Here is a 19,655-nt window from a genome sequence, read left to right as displayed (position 1 = left end):
GCTTATTGTTGCGGTTGAAAATATTTTTTAACCAGGATATCATACGTAGGCACCGAATGGTAATGCCATTTATTAATAACCACCCCGTTCTTCATCAATATTACACCCGGGCTTGAACGCACCATTGTTTTAAGCGGAACGCCATCGGCATAAAATATTTCACTTACCAGCTTATGCTCTTTGGTATAGGCCAGCGCATCCTGCGGCGAACTTGATGTGAGTATAATGGTATGGATATTATAATTATCAATAAGGCTTGCAGCCAGCGCGTTCAGGCGGTTCATTGCCTCGCCGTTGGTTGTATGCAAATCGTAAGCTACAATGAAAACGCTGTAGAATGGGCTCGACAGTAGCTCATCGTTAAATTTATTGCCTTGCGCATCCTGTATGGAAAGGTCGCGGATCTTGGGTTCAAAACCCTTTTTAATGAGGTGACTTTCCGGATCGCCCTGTACTTCCCAGTTAGCATCTTTCCATATGTTGGTTTTAAGATACTCCTTATCACTCATGGACTTTTTTTCGCCCGTCTTTTTGTTTTTTAAGTTATAGGTAAGCTCAAAAATATCGGAAGGCGCTCCAGTTGGGCGTTTCATTTCTTCCAGAATATTAGCGCCTATTTTATAAGGTAAAAAATCAATTACCGGTAAAAAATTATAGGTGTACAGCCCAAATCCTACCGAAACAATGGCAGCGCCGATAAGCCATTGGTCGCCACATTTTGCGCTAAACAAGGGTTTTATTGTTTTACGGTTTACAAATATTACAGCCACCAAAAGCAGCAGAACCATATCCTTGCTAAATGATTGCCAAGGCGTTAACGGTATGGCATCGCCAAAGCAGCCGCAGGTTTGTACTACTTTAAAGTAGGCCGAGTAAAAGGTTAAAAAGCCGAAGAATATAATGAGCAGCAATAATCCCCAGGCAACTTTTACCGGGCGGGCGCCAATAAGCAGCGCAAAACCCAACAGCATTTCCAGCGCGCATAATAATATAGCTATGCTAAGCGCAAAGCTGCTCAGGAAAGTGATGTTAAATACTTCGAAATATTCATCGAGTTTGTAGGAAAAACCCAGCGGGTCGTTAGCCTTGATCAGGCCGGAGAATATAAATAGCAAACCAACTGCTATCCTGCAAAACCATATCAGGCCGTTTTTCATTATAATCCAAGTTTTATGAGGGCAAATACCGAGTAGTTCAGCATGTCCTGGTAATTGGCTTTTACACCTTCCGATGCTTCGGTAAGGCCTTTATTATCTTCAATTTGTTTTACACGCAGCAGCTTCATCAATATCAGATCAGTTAATGAACTGATCCGCATATCGCGCCAGGCTTCGCCGTAATCATGATTTTTGGCAAACATCAGCTCCTTGGTTTCCAATACCTTTTCATTGAAAAGTCTTTCTACATGGTCAACTGCAAGTTCGGATGGTGTATCGGCACTGCAATCCAGCTGCATCATGGCTATAACGCAATAATTCACAATGCCAACATATTCGCCGGTAATGTCATCGCCTACTTTCGAGATCTTTTTTTCTTCCAGCGTACGGATACGTTGCGCTTTAATAAATATCTGGTCGGTGATAGATTGCGGACGAAGGATGCGCCATGCGGTACCATAGTCGCGGGTCTTTTTCATAAAAAGGCCCTTGCAATTGTTAATAACGGCGTCGTACTCTGCTGCTGTGTTGCTCAACTTATGTAAATGTTTTAATGTTGATTGTTTTAATTTTAATGCTGTTAAGGGTATATAAAGTTAATTTAACTTTGCATACGTAAACTATACGGCAATTAAGTAAAACAGTGGCTAAAGATACATTTTTTCATAAAAAGGTTACCCTAAATGCGGGCGGTAAACTTATCGACATATCAATCCCAAAAGTTATGGGGATCATTAACATTACGCCCGATTCTTTTTTTGCCGATAGCCGTAAGCCCGATGTTGACGGTGCGTTGCTACAAGCCCAAAAAATGCTGACCGACGGCGCTGCCTTCCTCGATCTGGGTGCTTATTCATCACGCCCCGGTGCCGAGGATATCAGCATACAGCAGGAAACCGACCGCTTGTTGCCTGTAGTTGAAGCGATTGTAAAGAACTTTCCCGATGCTGTTCTGTCTATCGACACGTTCCGTTCGCAAGTTGCCGAAACGGCGGTGAAAGCGGGCGCGCATATAATCAATGATATTTCGGGGGGGCAATTGGATGCGGATATGTTTACTACCGTTGCCCGCCTGCAGGTGCCATATATACTAATGCACATGAAAGGCACCCCGCAAAACATGGTGCAGCTGGCGCAATATGACGATGTTTTTACCGAAGTGCTCGATTATTTTGTGTCGAAATACCAGCAATTGAAACAACTGGGCATACATGATGTGATCCTCGATCCCGGCTTTGGATTTGCCAAAAAGCCCGAGCACGGCTATGCGCTAATGGCCCGGCTCCAGGATTTTGACATGCTTGGCCTACCCATGCTGGTAGGGGTTTCCCGAAAAAAAATGATCTACGGCTTACTTAACAATACGGCTATTGAAGCATTGAATGGTACCAGCGTTTTAAATACCATAGCTCTTACCAAAGGCGCCAATATTTTAAGGGTTCATGACGTAAAGGAAGCGGTAGAAGCGGTTAAGATCTGGAAAGCCTGCCAGCTTAATTAAAAGGTTATCGACAGCTGATCTCCCGGCCCGGTTTCTTTTTCTTCTTTCTGTTTGAGTGCGATATCGCCAAAGTTTGATAGCGAAATCCCCAGCAACCTAACTTTTACATCATCGGGATTGGTGGCGGCCATTAACTGTTTGGCTGTTTTGCAAATGGTTTCCAAATCATTAAAAGCCGTGGTGAATGACTGATTACGGGTGATCTGTTTAAAATTGCTGTATTTTACCTTGAGCGTAAGGGTGCGGCCTTTAAGGTTATATTTAAGCAGGCGATCATATACTATAACAGCGATTTTATCCAGCTCGGTTTCCATTTCGGCCAGTGTGGTAAGGTCGTAAGGGAAAGTATCTTCGGCACCCATTGATTTTGTTTCGCGGTGGGGCTGTACTTCCCGGTTATCAATGCCGCGCACAATCTGGTAATAAAACCTGCCTGCTTTGCCAAAATGCCGGGTGAGCTCATCTTCGGTAAGGTTTTTTAGGTCGGCTCCGGTATGCAGACCCATTTGTTTCATTTTTTGGGCGGTCACCTTACCTACGCCGAAGAATTTTTCTACCGGTAACCGTTCCATAAAATCTTCGATGCTGGATGGGCCGATGAATTTCAAACCGTCGGGCTTGTTAATATCCGATGCTATTTTGGCCACGAACTTATTGATAGATACCCCCGCCGATGCGGTTAAGTTCAATTCATCTTTTATAGCCTGTTTTATTTGTTTGGCAATATCTATTGCCGAGCCGATGTTCAGCTTGTCGTTAGTTACGTCGAGGTAGGCCTCATCCAATGAAAGCGGTTCTATCAGGTCAGTATAGCGGCTAAAGATCTCCCGTATTTTTTGCGATACCTCTTTGTAGGCAGCAAATCTAGGCCGTACAAACAATGCATCCGGACAAAGCTGCAAAGCCCTTTTTGATGACATTGCCGACCGGATCCCAAACTTGCGGGCCTCATAACTTGCCGTTGCCACCACGCCGCCGCGCCCTTGCGGCAAACCACCCACAACCAATGCCTTCCCCCGGTACTCTGGGAAATCGCGCTGCTCAACCGACGCGTAAAATGCATCCATATCAATATGGATAATTTTACGGATGATCTGTATGGGTTCGTTTTGCATTTGGTGCTATGCAAATATACGGAGAGGGTTTGCTAAAATGAATAGCTAATTATTGCAACATCAATTACCGATATGTCATTCTGAGCGTAGCGAAGAATCTGTTACTGCGCTATGCATATGCACGATTAGATCCTTCGCTACGCTCAGGATGACAAAATCGATTGTTTATTGTAGAGACGCATAATTGCGTCTCCCACTACGCAGGGTAGATTTGTATTTTGGAATTGCACTGGGAGACGCAATTATGCGTCTCTACATGAGCTGGATTTTCTAATCCTCCAGATCGGGCATAAACTGCAGCATTTTTTGGAAGTACAGGTTCCAGCTATTTTGCTGCACACGGTTGGTCATGTGTTCCGAATTATTGTCGTAATCTGTATTAAGCTGTTTGTACTTGGCGTCGATGCGGTTAAAGATAGCCATGGCCTCATATTGGTAATTGCGGGTAAAGCGGGTTTTGTTAATATTGCGCAGCAATTCTTGCTGTTCAAGGTAAGCTATGGTATAATGGCCCTGTTCGTGTATTAATATTTCTGCAAGCTGCTGTGGGGTTGTTACCCGGCTCCTGTCCAGCCATGATTTATTGCTGTTGAGTAGGAGTTGTACCAGCGCGTTCAGTACAAACCCGCCGTTGCGCCGGGTTACCTGGTATTTAAAATCAATAGTGCAATTGGTGTAGGCTACTACACCACGGGCGTTTGAACGGGGCACACCGGCAAAGTCGCTGGCAGTTAACTGATGATACTGCTGCTGTTGCTGTGCCGATGCGCCGACTGTTATTCCTAAAACCAGGGCCATAAGGCCTATCCACTTCACCAATCGTACGTTCATTTAAAAATGCGGGTTAAAACTTTTACTTTTTGACGTTGTCGGTATGTAAAAGGTTTAAAGCCATCATTTCTTTTAAAGTATGCTGCATCTGGTCGGTTGAACCATCAAGGAAAATTACGTTGCCCTTCGAGTTTTCTGAGAAGTGCTTGATAGATTCTGTCCACATGGTAAACAGGATCACCGAGGTATCCATATTGGCTCCGGCCATTTCTTTGGCGGCGACGGTCATACCACGAGCCACTTCCTCACGGAACAGTGCTATACCCTGCCCGCGCAGTTGCGCGGCCTCACGTTCGGCCTGTGCCGAAATTTTAATGGCGTTACCCTCGGCCTCGGCAGCTTTTGTTTTGGTGATCAACAAGGCCTGACCTTCATTTTCAGCAGCTGCTTTCAGGTTGTTTGATGCAACCACCTGGCTCATTGATTTCATGATCACATCATCAAAGGTGATATCATTCAACTGCAGATCCTGCAGGTGGTAGCCCCAGCCTTCAAGTATTACATCAAGTTGTTCCTTTACATGCTCCACAATATCCCGGCGGAGTATCAGCACTTCGCTTTGGCGTTTTGTAGCTACAAATGCGCGGATAGATCCTTCAACCGTGCGAATGAGGGCCTGCATGAGGTTGCGCTCATCAACAAATTTAAAGGCTACGTTTTTAATGGTTTCTTCCTGTTGATCCAAAACCGAGTACAATAGCATGGCCTTGAAATAAACATTGGCCTGATCAAAAGTTACGGCCTGAAATTCCAGTTCGACAGAGCGGTTTTGGATGGAAATCTTGGAGTAGACGTTTTCTATAAATGGAACTTTAAAATTTAGCCCTGGCGTAAGTATGCGGCGGTACTTGCCAAATACAGTTATTACCACTATAGTGCCCTGTTTTACAGACACAAAAGAGGTAAAGATAATAACCAGAATAATGAAAATAATAATAATAGTAGTGATTTCGCCTGTTCCCATAGTTGATTTGGTTTAATAAATAAATGTAGTATTATTTATTGGTGTGTTATTTGTTTTTATAAAAATGCTTTAACTAAACAACGCGCCTATCATGAACTTAAAACGTACTTTCGGAGCCATACTTACCGTGCTCGGTATCATCGGACTTATCTACACCGGTATTGATATTATTAATCATCATGGCCAAACCACTACACTGGTTGTAGTTGGTATTATATCGCTGCTGTTTTTCTTTACAGGAATTAGTTTGGTAAGAAACACAAAGGACGAGGCATAAGGCTTATGTCAGCTGAAAGCTGACACCATGGTTACCACGGGCTGAAAACTCGCGGTAGTAAATTATTTATAAAACAACACATGCAGCACTTGTGCTGCATGTGTTGTTTTATAATATTGTCATTTCGATACGAGGTACGAGTGAGAAATCTTCTACACTATGCATGTCGTATATGCATTACCTGCAAACAAAGGGGTATAAGATTTCTCGCTCGTGCCTCGCCACGAAATGACACCTTTCTATTCCTTAGCTTACCAATCCCGGGATTGCTACTAATTCGTTTACATCATCCTGGTAGTTTACGCCGGGAACGTCGAAGCCGAAAAGGTTTAGGAAATCGGTTTTGTAGCCTTTCAGATCGCCAAGCTCAACAAGGGATTCTGTATCGGCTTCCAGCCATAATTTAGCAACCTGAGCTTGCACGTCGTCGCGCATTTCCCAGTCGTCTACACGTACCCTGCCTTCGGCATCTGTTGGTATTTCGCCGCCGGTGTATAAACGTTCCTGGAATAAACGTTCTATCTGCTCAATACAGCCTTCGTGAATACCCTCTTGTTTCATCACTTTATACAACAATGAAATATATAAAGGTATCACCGGGATAGCCGAACTGGCTTGGGTTACCAATGCTTTATTTACAGAAATAAGTGCTTTACCACCAATGGCTGCCAGACTGTCGTTAATTTGTTTTGATGCGTTTTCCAGGTCTTTTTTGGCTTTACCGATAGTGCCTTTGCTGTAAACCCTCTCGGTTACTTCGGGGCCGATATAGGAATAAGCTACGGTAATAGCGCCATCTGCCAGTACACCGGCAGCTTTCAGGTCATCTATCCAGAACTTCCAATCCTCGCCACCCATTACGGCAACGGTATTGGCAATTTCTTCTTCAGTAGCCGGGTTAATAGAGATCTCAGATACTACGCCGGTATGAAAATCAACCGTTTTATTGGTAAATACTTCGCCTATTGGTTTTATTACTGAGTTGTGGGTAACGCCTGTTTTAGGATTTGTACGGCGTGGTGATGCCAGGCTATATATAATCAGATCAACCTGGCCAAGATCAGCTTTTATCAGGTCGATGGTTTTTTGTTTGATCTCGTCAGAGAAAGCGTCGCCGTTAATGCTTTTTGCATACAGACCGGCCTCTTGTGCCTGGGCTTCAAAAGCGGCGGTATTGTACCAGCCAGCAGATGCGGTTTTGCCTTCGGCAGGTGGTTTTTCAAAATAAACACCAATGGTTGCTGCACCGCTGCCAAACGCGCTGGTAATGCGCGATGCCAGGCCAAAGCCTGTTGAAGCACCTATCACCAAAACTTTTTTAGCGCCATCAATAGCTTTTTTTGATTTAACATAGGCTATCTGGTTCAGTACATTTTGTTTACAGCCTTCGGGATGAGCGGTTAAACAAATAAAGCCGCGTATTTTAGGTTCTATGATCATAAAATCATTATCGTTTTAAACAGTTATAATGGGACATATATAAGGAAACTTTTCTGGAAACGGTGAAATTTTTTGCGAAGTGCCCTCCAAAGCTACGCCATAACCGATACCATTTGCAGCACATGCTCGGCCAACCGGGTGTCGCCGGTGAGTTCAACGCTACCCCTAACTCCCTCCGGGCGAATGCTTTTTGAAAATAATTTCCACGAGGTTTGGGGCGAAATACTTACCGTGGCTGCAGGTACACCCGTTGGTTCGTCTTTTTGTAATTGCCAGTTGCTGGCTTGCTTTTGCAGGTACCAGTTACCGCCAAGCTGGGTGGTAACATTTATTTTAATTATGGTACCAAGCGGTGCACCAACCTTTCTGAAAGTATGCGGCAAAGCCCGGAAAAAGGAATCTATAAAAGGGTAGAAAAATTCGCGCGTCATGATACCATCCCGGCCGGTTGCTTCCCTTATTTGCTGCTGATGGTGCCATTTTTCGGTATACTCCCTGGCAAGATGCATCCAGTTGAGGCTTTCGGTTTCTCCGGCCCAATCAACCGGGAATATGGCGGGAGCATTTAAATCTAAAGACTGATAATAAGTGGTAACCAAATCGCGGGTAGCTTTGTGCAGTAATATCAGCACATCGGGACTGATACGTTTGGATGCCTTTATCCAGTCGGCATTAAGCCCGTTAAGCCAGCCAACCATATCCATATAAGAATTGCTTACCGGCGATTTCTCGCCAAAAAAATTATCCCGCTGGATAGATAGCGTGCGGATGTTGCCATCAAGCAGGTGTGATGCTACGTCTTTCACCGTCCAGGCTTTGGCAACGGTGTGCTTGTTCCATTCCTCGGGGCTTAATGATTCCAAAAGGTTGATCAACAGATCGTCCAACGGTTTAAAAAGATGTTTTACAGGGATAGGTGTATCAGGCATCATAGTATAAAATTAGGCAATTATTTCAATGCCAACCAAATACAAAATAGCCTACAGGTCGTATTTTTCTTTGAGCTGCCTGCTTACCACATAAGCGTCGTTAATAATATCCTGCGGATAGCCCAGACCCTGTAAAACCGCGATGCCGTTCTTATTCTTCAGCAGGCCCTTTTTTATTTTGTAATCAAACACAAGGCGATCGTCGCCGGCCATTTCCTCAAACGAGTAAACTGCGTACTCATTACCCAAAAGTTCGGCCAGTTCAAGGTCATGGGTAGATACAAATACAAAGTTTTTATTGGCGATAAGATAAGAGAGCACCGCCTTTGCAGCCGCTATCCTGTCGATAGTGTTGGTGCCTCTGAATATCTCATCAATAATTACCAGACTTTTTACGGGTTCGCTTACCGGGCAGTTTTTAACGATGTTTAAAACCGAAAGCGCTTCGGCCTGGAAATAACTTTTGTGGCCGCCCAGGTCGTCGCTCATGTCAATACTGGTAAATATTTTAAGCGGAGGGGCCTGGTAAACCCTGGCGCAGCTGGTATGGATGGTTTGCGATAGTAAAGTATTAATAGTAATGGCCCGTATAAAAGTAGTTTTCCCCGACATGTTGGAGCCTGTTATTAAAACACCCTGGCTATTGTTGCTGCTGATGGAATTGGGTATACAATCATCTATCAAGGGATGAAATAAGTCCTGTATAATTAGCTCTCCGCCGTCGGTAGTAAAATTGGGTTTACAATAGTAGGGTAATCCATCCCTTACAGATTGTATGCCGATAGCCACATCAACCCGTGCCACACACTCAAACAGCGTACGGATGTCGCTTCTATAATTATTGACTTTTTTTATGGAGGCAATAAAGTTACGCGGCTCTATCAGCAAGAACATATTAAGCCATTCCATTAAAAGATAGCTCATATCGGTTGGGTCGCTGGCTGTTAAGCCCTGCAGGTTGATAGAATTTAGCGATCTTTTTAGTTTGGCAATATTCGTGAGGCTTTGCCCGGCCGGGCTATCTTTCGTAAACAGATCTTCCTTAAAAAGCCATTTTCCTGTACTATATAAAAGCAGCAGCTGCGGTAACGACCGCGTGTAAACAATCACCTTGTTTTTATTTTGGAAATGCAGGCCAGTATTAATAAAAAGCACACCCAGCAGCAAAAAAAGCCAGATCTGATTAGTAGCAACCACCAGCAACGTAATGAGGGCTATAACAAACAAGAATGCTGTTTTAATATAAAGCTCAACCAACGGATGAAATAAGGATTGATGTGGCTTGGCAAACAGTTCGGGCAGGTAATAGGCATCGCCATTATTGAGCTTTGATAGTTTAAGCTGGATGGCTTCCCGGCGTTCTTTATTGGCGGTAAGTTTTGTTATCTCCTGTTCAAGTTGGGTAAAATGACCTTCGCCGTATTGCGGCTGGTGCAGCATTTTGTAAAGGTATTGCTCGCCGGGCTTTGAGCTTGTTCTGTCGATATATTCAAACACATTATCAAGGTCGATATCAGCGGCTGTTTCTATGGAGATATTGCTGTCGGTATCAATCCTTAAGTAAGCGCTTATCAATTTAAAATTCCGGGCTTTGGCCAGGACTTGCCCCCAAAGAGCTTTTATCTCGGCCAGTTTTTTTCGCTCCTGATTGCTGCGCTTGTAAAAGCTTGACATGGCGATTAAAGCGACAATAATAAATAGTATAAGCGGCCAGATCGTCATGGTTAAAAAATTGTTAGTTGGATGCAGTTACCGGCGTTAATTGAGGCGTTGCGGTTATTTCCCCGGTATCTGAAATATTCAATCCCGATTGCGGGAAATCTGCTGCTGTAAGGTTCCGTATCCTGATGGCAGCACGGTTAAGTGTATCAAGCACCAGGCCCTTATCGTGCGCTTGCCTCATAGATATAATACGGCCGCTTAAAAACTCCCCCTTTTTATTTATATATACTTTTAGCAACGGGGCCAATCCGCAAATGCCGGCAACGCTTACGCACCGGTAGGTACAAAAATTACCCAGGCTGTAAGCTATCAGTCGTTTGTTGTACAATTCCATAGCGCGGTTTACATGCGGACCGTTCCCCAGGATAACATCTGCACCTGCATCAATGGCGTTATGGGCAAAGGCGTATACATCGCCACGTTTTTCGCTGATGTATGATTCCATTGCGCGCGGCACATGCTCAAAGTCAACACCCTCGCCGCCACCGTGGAACGATACGATAACGATATCACAACGTTGTTTCAAATCGGAAATGATACGGGCGGCACCTTTAAGATCGAGGATAGAAACCGTATTGGCATTAGGGGCAAAGGAGCAAAAGCCATATTTAATGCCGTTCAGCTCAAATTCGGCAGAGGGCTTTACCTGCAAACCCGCATAATTGATGCCCAGGCTATCCAGTGTTTTCATGGTGCTTTTGCGTCCTTTTACATCAAAATCTCCCACATGGTTATTGGCCATGCTCAATAAATTAAACCCGGCATTCTTTAAAACAGCGCCATATTTAGTTGGCATCCGGAATAAATAAGCCTTGCTTTTTTGATGCAATTTATAATGAGCCGGATCGCCACTATCAAGTAGTGTCCCTTCCAGGTTGCCAAATGTAACGTCTGCACTTTTTAGTTTAGGGATGGCGGTTTTAAAGCTATTAATGGCACTGTCGGGCGGTAGCGTAGTACTATCAGGGTAGGATGTGCCCAGCATAATATCGCCAACGGCGGCAATGGCAATTGAATCATGTTGTGGCGGTGCAGGCTTTCGGGGCTGGGATTTGGCTACGATAGCTTCTTGTTTTTTTGCGGGAGTATGCCTTTTTATATAAGGACTTTCGCAGGATTGGATAATCAATACCGAATAAATCGCGATAGCACCGGCAAAAAATCTGATAGCAAAAAAAAATCCCCTCATGTTCATGAAGGGACTAAATTAAATATTTTATTGAACTTCTTAGTTATTATCAGGGTCGCCCGCGTCAGTGCTGGCACTGGCGCCGCTGCTTAGCTCGTCTTTAAATGAAGCTAATAAACGACCACCCTTGTAAAAATAACGGCTGTAGTAGTTGTCATCAAGACTGCTGATGGCAACACCTCTTGACGAAGCATGTGCAAATTTACCGCCGCCAAGATAAATTCCAACGTGTGAAATTCTGCGGCTGTGAATTTTAAAGAAAACCAGATCGCCTTCTTTCAAATCATCTTTACCAACAGGGTTAACCATGCTGAAGATATCACGTGAACTTCTTTTGATATCAAGGTTAAAAACCTCGCTGTATAATTCTTTGGTGAATGCTGAACAATCAATACCTTTTCTGGAGCTGCCACCGAAGTGGTACGGGGTGCCGATCCAATCGTAAACAAAATGAAAAAGTTTCATGTTTGATGTTGCCGACAATGCAACACCCATTATTTGTGATAAATATGTTTTGGCTAAACCCTCTTGTTCATCAGGGGCTTTATCATCTGTAGTAGTAACAGCTGGAACATTTTTTGTTTGAGCTTGTGACGCTAAAACGCTTAATGTTAGAGCAATAGCAAGGATAATTTTCTTCATTTAATCAGTTACTTTGTTGTTAAGGGTCAACAAATTGTTTATTAAATCAGACACTATGTCCATCGTTGAATACAAAACTATCCATATTTTTTAAAATTGCAAATAAATGGTGCTTTTTTTTCAAAAAATATAAAAAAAACCATCTTGCTAATAATATTATCAATTATTTAAGCGTTGGTAACAATTTTATAATTTTAAAGTCACATTTGACTGCCTGAATTAAGGCTTTAAACGCATATTTTACGCTTAAAGTTGTGCAATCCACACTTATTTTATCGCTGTTTTTCCTGTATTCTGGTCAGTAGGCTCAAAATCGCTTCGGAAAAATCTCAAATTGGCATTATAAAGTTTGGCTAAACAAACAAAACGCCCTCAACATTGCTTACATATCGTCCTTTACATAAAATAAAAAATAAATCTGCATAACAAACGATTGCAGTTTCGATATTTTGCAGGATATAATTAGATTTGCGCTTTACTCCAAGAAATTGATTGTTTAATACATGAGTTCAATTGAAATAAACAAGGACACTTACCTGATGTGGTACGAACAAATGCTATTGATGCGTAAGTTCGAAGAAAAAGCAGGACAATTATACGGACAACAGAAGATCAGAGGCTTTTGCCACCTGTACATTGGGCAAGAGGCCGTTTTGGCCGGAGCCATGTCTGTAATGAAACAGGAAGATAGCATGATCACCGCTTACCGCGATCACGCTCATGCACTGGCAAAAGGCGTTACGCCAAATTCCATCATGGCCGAGTTGTATGGTAAAGCTACCGGATGCTCAAAAGGCAAAGGTGGATCTATGCACATGTTTAGTAAAGAAAAACACTTTTATGGTGGCCACGGTATAGTTGGCGGCCAGGTGCCTCTGGGTGCCGGTATAGCCTTTGCTGAACAATATAAAGGTACCGAGTTTGTAAACATGGTGTACATGGGCGATGGTGCCGTGCGCCAGGGTGCACTTACAGAAACCTTTAATATGGCCGCGCTTTGGAAACTACCTGTAATTTTCATTTGCGAAAATAACGGTTACGCCATGGGTACATCTGTAGCACGTACTACCATCCAAACAGATATATATAAGCTGGGCTTGCCTTATGGTATCCCTTCATCTGCTGTTGATGGTATGGATCCCGCTGCTGTACACGTAGCAATGGACGAGGCTATTTCACGTGCCCGTGCAGGTGAAGGACCAACCTTCCTGGAAATGCGTACTTACCGTTATAAAGGTCACTCGATGTCTGATCCGCAAAAGTATCGCACCAAAGAAGAATTGGAAAGCTACAAAGCAAAAGATCCTATCGAGATAACCCGTCAGGCTATTGTTGAAAAGAAATATGCTGATGAGGCTTGGTTTGAAGAAATTGATGCCAAGATTAAAGCTATAGTTGATGAATCGGTTAAGTTTGCCGAAGAGTCGCCATGGCCGGAAGCTTCTGAGCTATATACAGACGTTTACGTTCAGCAAGATTATCCATACATTAGAGACTAAATACTAAGCCGAAGATCTAAGGGTAACATTCAGCATTTTGAATTTTACTTTTGAATTTCGACTTGTAAAACGTTGTACTAAAATTATAACACATATAAAAAGTATATGGCCGAAGTAGTTAAAATGCCTAAAATGAGCGATACCATGACCGAAGGGGTATTGGCTAAATGGCATAAAAAAGTTGGCGATAAGGTAAAATCCGGCGATGTATTGGCCGAGGTTGAAACCGATAAAGCTACCATGGATTTTGAATCGTATCAGGATGGCACCTTGTTGTTTATAGGTGTTGAAGAAGGTAGCGCCGTACCTGTTGACGAAGTTATTGCCGTTATTGGTAAAGAAGGCGAAGATTACAAAGCCGCGTTGGCCGATAGTGGAAGCAAACCAGCAGAAAAAACTGCCGAAGCCGCTCCTGCTAAAGAAGCCGCACCGGTTGCTGATAAAAAACCTGCCGCTACGGCAGCTCCAAAAGTCGACCTATCGAGCATTCCCGCTACAGTGATCCGCATGCCGGCACTTAGCGATACCATGACCGAAGGCGTTATTAACAAATGGAACTTTAAAGTTGGCGATAAAGTAAAATCTGATGATTCATTAGCTGATGTAGAAACCGATAAGGCTACTATGGAGGTTGTGGGTTATGAAGCCGGCACTTTATTATACATTGGCCCCAAAGAGGGCGAAGCCGCACCTGTAAATGGCATTATAGCTATTGTAGGTAAAGAAGGTACAGATATCACCCCATTATTACAAGATACCGGCGATACGCCTGCCCCTGCTGCTTCAACAGTAGAAGCCGCACCGGAAGCCGCAGCTGCAACTGCAGAAACTACCGCAGGCAGTTCATCATCAAGCGATGATAGCCGTGTAAAAGCATCACCGCTTGCCCGTAAAATTGCAAAGGATAAAGGCATTAACCTTAATGATGTAAAAGGCAGCGCAGAAGGCGGCCGCATCATTAAAAAGGATGTTGAAGAATTTACACCGTCTGCTAAACCAGCTGCAGCGCCTGCAGAAACTGCTGCTGCTCCATCATCAGCGCCTGCACCAGCCGCCGCGAAAGCTCCTATCGTATTGCCAACTTATACCGGCGAAGAGAAATTTACGGAAAGGGCAGTTACTCAAATGCGTAAAGCTATAAGCCGTCGCTTAAGCGAAAGCTTGTTTACCGCTCCGCATTTTTATGTAACCATGAGCATCGATATGGATCAGGCTATTGCAGCCCGTACCCGCATCAATGATGTTGCGCCTGTTAAAATATCGTTTAATGATTTTGTATTAAAAGCATGTGCCGTTGCCTTAAAACAACACCCTGCTATTAATTCTGCTTTCCTGGGCGATAAGATCCGCACTAACGAGCATATCCATATTGGTGTTGCCGTTGCTGTTGACGAAGGTTTGCTGGTTCCGGTTATTAAATTTGCTGATGGTAAATCATTAAGCCATATATCTGTAGAAGTAAAAGAATTTGCCGGTAAAGCAAAAGCTAAAAAATTACAACCTGCCGAAATGGAGGGCTCAACCTTCACCATATCAAACTTAGGTATGTTTGGTGTAGACGAGTTTACTGCTATTATTAACACACCAAACGCATGTATCCTTGCTGTAAGCGGTATACAAGCCGTACCGGTTGTTAAAAACGGTGTAGTAGTACCAGGTAATGTTATGAAGGTAACGCTAAGCGCCGACCACCGCGTGGTTGACGGCGCAACAGCCGCAGCCTTCCTGCAAACATTAAAATCATTATTAGAAGAACCTGTAAGATTACTGATCTAAGGTTTTTGGATAAAGGACTTTAGGATCAAGGATAAAAGACAAAAGAGCGATGGATAACCCCATCGCTCTTTTTGTTAATACAGAAAAGCTTTCCAAGCAGCCATTTAAATTTCAGTAAGATTAATTTGCCTCAATATAAATTCATTGCCGTTGACTTTAGTCAACGGATAATGAGTGTAAAAAGGTGGCTTTAGCCAAATCCTGTCTGGATAGTTGGGTTGAAGCCGGGAATAACGTTTTCCTAAACCGTTGACTAAAGTTAACGGTAATGAATAAGCTTTCGTTAAACAGTTTCTAACAAAAGGCCTTCAGAATAATAATCCGAAGGCCTTTTTAAATTGACGTAGAGATAAACTATTTTTTCTCCGGCATTAATATCAGCTTGATGAGATTCTTCTCATTGAGATATTTAGTGGCAGCTTCCTTAGTGCTTTGTGGGGTGATCTGCTCCAGATTGCTTACATGTTTTAAAATATCATCAGGGTTTTCATTATTTTGTGATGCGGATGCAAGGAATCCAGCCCAAAAAACATTTTCTTTCATTTGCTGCTGGGTACTGCGGGCTTCCTCGGCTGCAAACTTCTGAATATCTAACGGTAAGGCACCGTTAAGTTTTAGTTTGCCTATTTCCTCAATGGTTGCATTAATCAATTTGTCAACATTCTCAGGGGCGCATCCAAAAAAGATAGTGATGGTATATCTGCCATTAGGGATTTTTTTGTAGCTGGCCCTTACACCCGGCGCGTATACGCCACTTTCCTGCTCACGTAAGCGTTCTATCAGCTTAATGTTCAACACTTCTTCAAGCGCGTCCATTTGCAGGTTGTTAGCTTCGTTATAATCATATGCGCCGCTAAAAACCATTTGAACGGTACTTTTTTCAGCCACCCCTTTGTTAACAATTTTGGTTATCGAACCTGCTGCCGGATGGATATCAAGGTTTTTATAAGTTTCTTTGCTGTTGGTTGATGGCAATGCACCCAGGTAATGCTCCAGGTACGGCTTTATTTCTTCTACATTAAAGTTACCTACCAGCGTAAACGTAAAGCCGCTGGCATCGGCAAAACGGCTTTTGAAAAAGGCGTATGCCTTGTCAAGCGTGGCAGCATCTAAACGCTCGGGTTTGGTAACCATTGCCCTGAAATTATAATTACTCAGTACGGCAGAAACGGTATCCTGGTACACACTTACAGGATCAAGACCGCGATTGGCCAATACTGATTTTGTTTGGTTAATATTTGACTGCCATATATCGTTATCCTTGCGCGGATCGGTAAAATACAGGTATACAAGTTGCAGCGCGGTTTCAAAATCGGCAGGGGATGAATTGCCCGAGATGCCTTGTGTAAACTCGCTGATGTAAGGTGAAACAGTGATGTTACGACCGGCCAACTTTTTATCAAGCATGCCCTGGTTAAATTTAGAGATCCCGCTACCGCTGATTATTGAGGCCGCCAGGTTTGCCGACGTGAAGTCATCATCGCTGGCTAAGGAAGTACCACCTAAAGCGTAACCGGTTATCATGATTTGGTCGTTCCTGAATTGGGTAGGTTTACAGATCACTTTAACGCCGTTGCCTAAAGTTAAAGTAGTTGTACCAAGTGCATCATCCTTAACCTCGTTGGTGACTTTAGTACCCTCGGGCAATTTGCTCATCAACGGCTCGGATGATACATTATCAACATAAGCGGTTAGGCCTTGCCCGGCCGTGCTTATCCATTGCAGTAAGGTGCTTTCTGTTGGCAATTTAGCTTTTTCCTTATCAGGGGCTTCAACTATCACAACACGGTTCTGATCGCTTATAAATTTTGACGCTAAGGCGTTCATCTGGTCGAGCGTGATTTTGCCGATGTTGCTTACGTAAAAATTGTATTCATAGTCGATACCCGGAATGGCTTCGCCAGATAGAAAATGCTGTTGGTATTCGTTCACAAAATTTACCGAAGGTGTTTTGTCTTTTTCGCGGTAAGCATTACCCATTTGCACCAGGGCATCCTGTTTGGCACGTTCCAGCTCGGTAAGTGTGAAGCCGAATTTACGGGCACGTTCAGTTTCTGCAACAACAGCTTTAACGGCGCCTTCAAGCTCACCGGGTTTAGCCACGGCTATAGAAGTAAATGCATCCTGCTCGCCAATAAAAGGAGCATATGTCGACCGGCCAAATAGGAATGGCGGCGTAGCCTTTTGGAGTAACTCACCCAATCTTGCATTCAGCATCTGGTTAAAAAGCTGTACACGCACATCATTAAGGTAGTCGGTTGTGTTACGAGTAATGGTAGCAGGGTGTTTTACAACAATCTCTGCAAGAGTATACGGAAACTCCGGATCGGTAGCTATTTTAACTACGGTGCCCGGTGTTGGCGGTACTGTATATTTTACACGTGGTTTTTCGCCGGCAGGGTTTTGTAACGATGAAAAATTCTGTTTTATCAGTAATTCTACCTGTTTAGGATCGAAATCACCTACGGCAATAACCGCCTGCAGGTCTGGACGGTACCAATCATGGTAAAAGCTCTTGATGGTTTCGGGTTTAAAGTTTTTCAGGATATCCTCTTTCCCGATAGGGATGCGTGTTGCGTACCTCGAGTTATTAAGTAACGCAGGGAAAACTTGCTGCTGTAAACGCTCCTGAGCGTTTTTACCGCGTAAACGGGCTTCTTCTAAAACAACACCGCGCTCTTTGTCGATCTCTGTAGGGTCGAACGTTAAATACCCTGCCCAGTTGGCCAGTATTTTAAAACCGTTTTGGAATGTTTGAGCGCTGTCTGTAGGTAGGGGTAACTGATAAACAGTTTCGTTGAATGAGGTATAGGCATTAAGATCGGCACCAAATTTTACACCCGATTTTTGAAGATAATCAACCATCTGGTTTTTGGGGAAGTCGCGCGTGCCGTTAAAGGCCATGTGTTCGGTAAAGTGGGCCAAACCTTGCTGATCTTCATTTTCCAGTACCGAGCCGACTTTATTTACAAGGTACAATTCAGCCCTGTTTTTAGGTTCGGCATTTTGCCTGATATAGTAGGTTAGGCCGTTTGGCAATTTGCCTATGATAACATCTTTATCAATGGGCAAAGGATCGCCCTTTACCAGTAATTGAACCGGAACGGGTTTGCTTTTAGGGGATACAACAGGCTTTTTTTTTACCTGCGCAAATACGCTTCCTGATGCTATGATAAAGGTGATAGCTGCTACAGAAAGTTTTCTGTTTAAGTTCATATATTATTAGGGAATATTTATTGCTAAGATGCTAAACGAAATGATTAGTTACAAATTGTAATTAAGTATATTTTTGATAAAGAAACAGTTATAGTGCTGCGGTTATATTTTGATGAAAATCTTTTTAATATATAGTATCCACATCACCAACCATAAAATAGCCACCGTAAATATGGCGCTTACCAATGAAGCGTTTACAGGCGAAAAATACGGTGCGAATAGAATTTGGTAGAGTGATTGACCGCCCAAAGTTATTTTATTTATATAATGCGGAATAAAGCCCGAGAGCACATAGGCCGTAATTGCATTGGCACCAAAAACCACAAATGGATAGGTGAACCTTTTACGCCCCTGTATATCAATAAGCCAGTAGCAAATAGCGAGGCCGATGGTTGCAAGGCCACCTGTGTAAAGCACAAATGAGCTTGTCCACAAAGCTTTGTTGATGGGGAAAACCAGGTCCCATATAAGCCCGAGTACAACGGCAATTACACCGTAGGTAAACATCCAGCTCACTTTAATACTGTCGTCCCTGTCTTTTCGTTTTAGCCAGGTACCTACCCTTATGCCAAATAAACCGGTAGCTAAGGCCGGTAAAGTACCCAAAATCCCCTCGGGGTCCCAGGTGTGAGATTCTCGCCATAGATGATCGGGGGTGAATACCAATCTGTCGAGCCAGGCACCTAAATTAGTTTCGGGTTCGAGATTGGCATAGCCTGTGCCGGGTACCGGGATGCAGGTCATGATGATAAAGTAACCGATGAGCGCTCCCACGAAGATCCAGTCGCGGGTTTTTTGAGATGTTTTTAGATATAGTACGGTACAGATAAAATATACCAATGCAATCCGCGGTAACACGCCCGGTAACCGCAGGTGTGATAAGCCGCCATCAGGATGAAAGATGAGCTGCGTGATCCAGGGGATAAGCAGTAATATACACGTACGGCGTAATGCTGTTAAAATAAGTTTACCATGCGGCATGGTTGCCTTTTTGCTTTCCATAGCATACACTACAGATACCCCAACCATAAACAAAAAGAAAGGAAACACCAGATCGGTAGGTGTGCAGCCATTCCATTTTGAATGCTCTAACGGTGCATAAATATGCCCCCAATCGCCGGGGTCGTTTACCAATATCATGGCGGCTATGGTAACACCTCTAAAAACATCGAGAGAGAGTAAACGCGGGCTTTGAATTTTGGGTGCTGTATTTTGCATATTGAAAGTATCCTTTACTTATTTATACATAAGTGAAAGCGTTATTGCTTTTAAAAAATATATCGTTTAAACGCTTCCATAGCCTCATATTCAGCAAGGCCAAGTCGGTCATATCTTTGCGCGGTATCACGGGTGCGGTCTTCGGCACGTACCCAAAACTCACGGGCATCATCACCGGG

Annotated in this window: 16 protein-coding genes and 1 pseudogene; 4 read left to right on the top strand and 13 right to left on the bottom strand. The window is 43.5% G+C overall.

Translation table 11 applies throughout. The annotated features are described in order from the left end of the window. Nucleotides 1-2 precede the first annotated feature (2 nt). Nucleotides 3-1,157 (bottom strand): BT_3928 family protein, encoded by a 1,155-nt coding sequence (locus BLS59_RS29140; protein WP_091156893.1) that lies wholly within the window; start codon nt 1,155-1,157, stop codon nt 3-5. Continuing rightward, nucleotides 1,157-1,636 (bottom strand): DUF1599 domain-containing protein, encoded by a 480-nt coding sequence (locus tag BLS59_RS29135; protein ID WP_091157005.1) that lies wholly within the window; start codon nt 1,634-1,636, stop codon nt 1,157-1,159. Before BLS59_RS29135 ends, BLS59_RS29140 begins: the two co-directional genes overlap by 1 nt. A gap of 164 nt (nt 1,637-1,800) precedes the next feature. Here BLS59_RS29135 and folP point away from each other — a divergent pair, with 164 nt between their 5' ends. Further along, nucleotides 1,801-2,658, top strand: coding sequence for a dihydropteroate synthase (gene folP / locus BLS59_RS29130; protein WP_091156891.1), 858 nt, complete (start codon nt 1,801-1,803; stop codon nt 2,656-2,658). Here folP and dinB read toward each other — a convergent pair. The 3 genes from dinB to BLS59_RS29115 form a co-directional block, all read right to left on the bottom strand. Continuing rightward, the gene (gene dinB, locus BLS59_RS29125; RefSeq protein ID WP_091156887.1) at nt 2,655-3,773 is read right to left on the bottom strand and encodes a DNA polymerase IV; all 1,119 of its coding nucleotides are present in this window, start codon (nt 3,771-3,773) and stop codon (nt 2,655-2,657) included. The two genes, folP and dinB, sit on opposite strands and share 4 nt — an antisense overlap. Before the next feature lie 270 nt (nt 3,774-4,043). After that, nucleotides 4,044-4,604 (bottom strand): DUF922 domain-containing protein, encoded by a 561-nt coding sequence (locus BLS59_RS29120; protein WP_143014273.1) that lies wholly within the window; start codon nt 4,602-4,604, stop codon nt 4,044-4,046. A 22-nt stretch (nt 4,605-4,626) separates the two neighbouring features. Next, complete coding sequence (locus BLS59_RS29115) at nt 4,627-5,568, bottom strand: SPFH domain-containing protein (protein WP_091156878.1); 942 nt, start codon at nt 5,566-5,568, stop codon at nt 4,627-4,629. 91 nt (nt 5,569-5,659) lie between these two features. On the opposite strand from BLS59_RS29115, the gene BLS59_RS29110 reads away from it, so the two are divergent. Further along, nucleotides 5,660-5,845, top strand: coding sequence for a hypothetical protein (locus tag BLS59_RS29110; protein ID WP_091156873.1), 186 nt, complete (start codon nt 5,660-5,662; stop codon nt 5,843-5,845). A gap of 246 nt (nt 5,846-6,091) precedes the next feature. Here BLS59_RS29110 and fabV read toward each other — a convergent pair whose 3' ends face one another. The 5 genes from fabV to BLS59_RS29085 all read right to left on the bottom strand — a co-directional run bounded on the left by fabV (nt 6,092) and on the right by BLS59_RS29085 (nt 11,767). Beyond that, nucleotides 6,092-7,285 carry an enoyl-ACP reductase FabV gene (fabV, locus tag BLS59_RS29105; protein ID WP_091156869.1) on the bottom strand — a complete coding sequence of 398 codons (1,194 nt, stop codon included), beginning with the start codon at nt 7,283-7,285 and terminating at the stop codon, nt 6,092-6,094. Between the two features lie 92 nt (nt 7,286-7,377). After that, nucleotides 7,378-8,217, bottom strand: coding sequence for a maleylpyruvate isomerase N-terminal domain-containing protein (locus tag BLS59_RS29100; protein ID WP_091156867.1), 840 nt, complete (start codon nt 8,215-8,217; stop codon nt 7,378-7,380). A gap of 48 nt (nt 8,218-8,265) precedes the next feature. Continuing rightward, a complete protein-coding gene (locus BLS59_RS29095; RefSeq protein WP_091156864.1) occupies nt 8,266-9,936 on the bottom strand; it encodes a MutS-related protein in 1,671 nt (556 codons plus the stop codon). A gap of 13 nt (nt 9,937-9,949) precedes the next feature. Further along, complete coding sequence (locus BLS59_RS29090; RefSeq protein ID WP_091156860.1) at nt 9,950-11,125, bottom strand: CapA family protein; 1,176 nt, start codon at nt 11,123-11,125, stop codon at nt 9,950-9,952. Between the two features lie 39 nt (nt 11,126-11,164). Further along, nucleotides 11,165-11,767, bottom strand: a complete 603-nt coding sequence (locus BLS59_RS29085; protein WP_091156855.1) for a C40 family peptidase — start codon at nt 11,765-11,767, stop codon at nt 11,165-11,167. Between the two features lie 503 nt (nt 11,768-12,270). Here BLS59_RS29085 and pdhA point away from each other — a divergent pair. Both pdhA and BLS59_RS29075 read left to right on the top strand, forming a co-directional pair. After that, the gene (gene pdhA, locus BLS59_RS29080; protein WP_091156851.1) at nt 12,271-13,266 is read left to right on the top strand and encodes a pyruvate dehydrogenase (acetyl-transferring) E1 component subunit alpha; all 996 of its coding nucleotides are present in this window, start codon (nt 12,271-12,273) and stop codon (nt 13,264-13,266) included. A 105-nt stretch (nt 13,267-13,371) separates the two neighbouring features. Continuing rightward, on the top strand, nt 13,372-15,042 hold the full coding sequence (locus BLS59_RS29075; protein ID WP_091156847.1) for a pyruvate dehydrogenase complex dihydrolipoamide acetyltransferase: 1,671 nt from the start codon (nt 13,372-13,374) through the stop codon (nt 15,040-15,042). Between the two features lie 354 nt (nt 15,043-15,396). Here BLS59_RS29075 and BLS59_RS29070 read toward each other — a convergent pair whose 3' ends face one another. The 3 genes and pseudogenes from BLS59_RS29070 to BLS59_RS32355 all read right to left on the bottom strand — a co-directional run. Further along, nucleotides 15,397-18,258, bottom strand: a complete 2,862-nt coding sequence (locus tag BLS59_RS29070) for a M16 family metallopeptidase (protein ID WP_091156843.1) — start codon at nt 18,256-18,258, stop codon at nt 15,397-15,399. Nucleotides 18,259-18,360: 102 nt separating this feature from the next. After that, a complete protein-coding gene (locus tag BLS59_RS29065) occupies nt 18,361-19,476 on the bottom strand; it encodes an acyltransferase family protein (protein ID WP_091156839.1) in 1,116 nt (371 codons plus the stop codon). A gap of 50 nt (nt 19,477-19,526) precedes the next feature. Further along, nucleotides 19,527-19,655: pseudogene (locus BLS59_RS32355) on the bottom strand (PIG-L family deacetylase); the annotation flags it as partial.

The organism is Mucilaginibacter pineti (genome assembly GCF_900101875.1).
Taxonomy (GTDB): domain Bacteria; phylum Bacteroidota; class Bacteroidia; order Sphingobacteriales; family Sphingobacteriaceae; genus Mucilaginibacter; species Mucilaginibacter pineti.
Note: the sequence above shows the minus strand (reverse complement) of the source record. Positions and strands in the feature narration are given on the sequence as shown.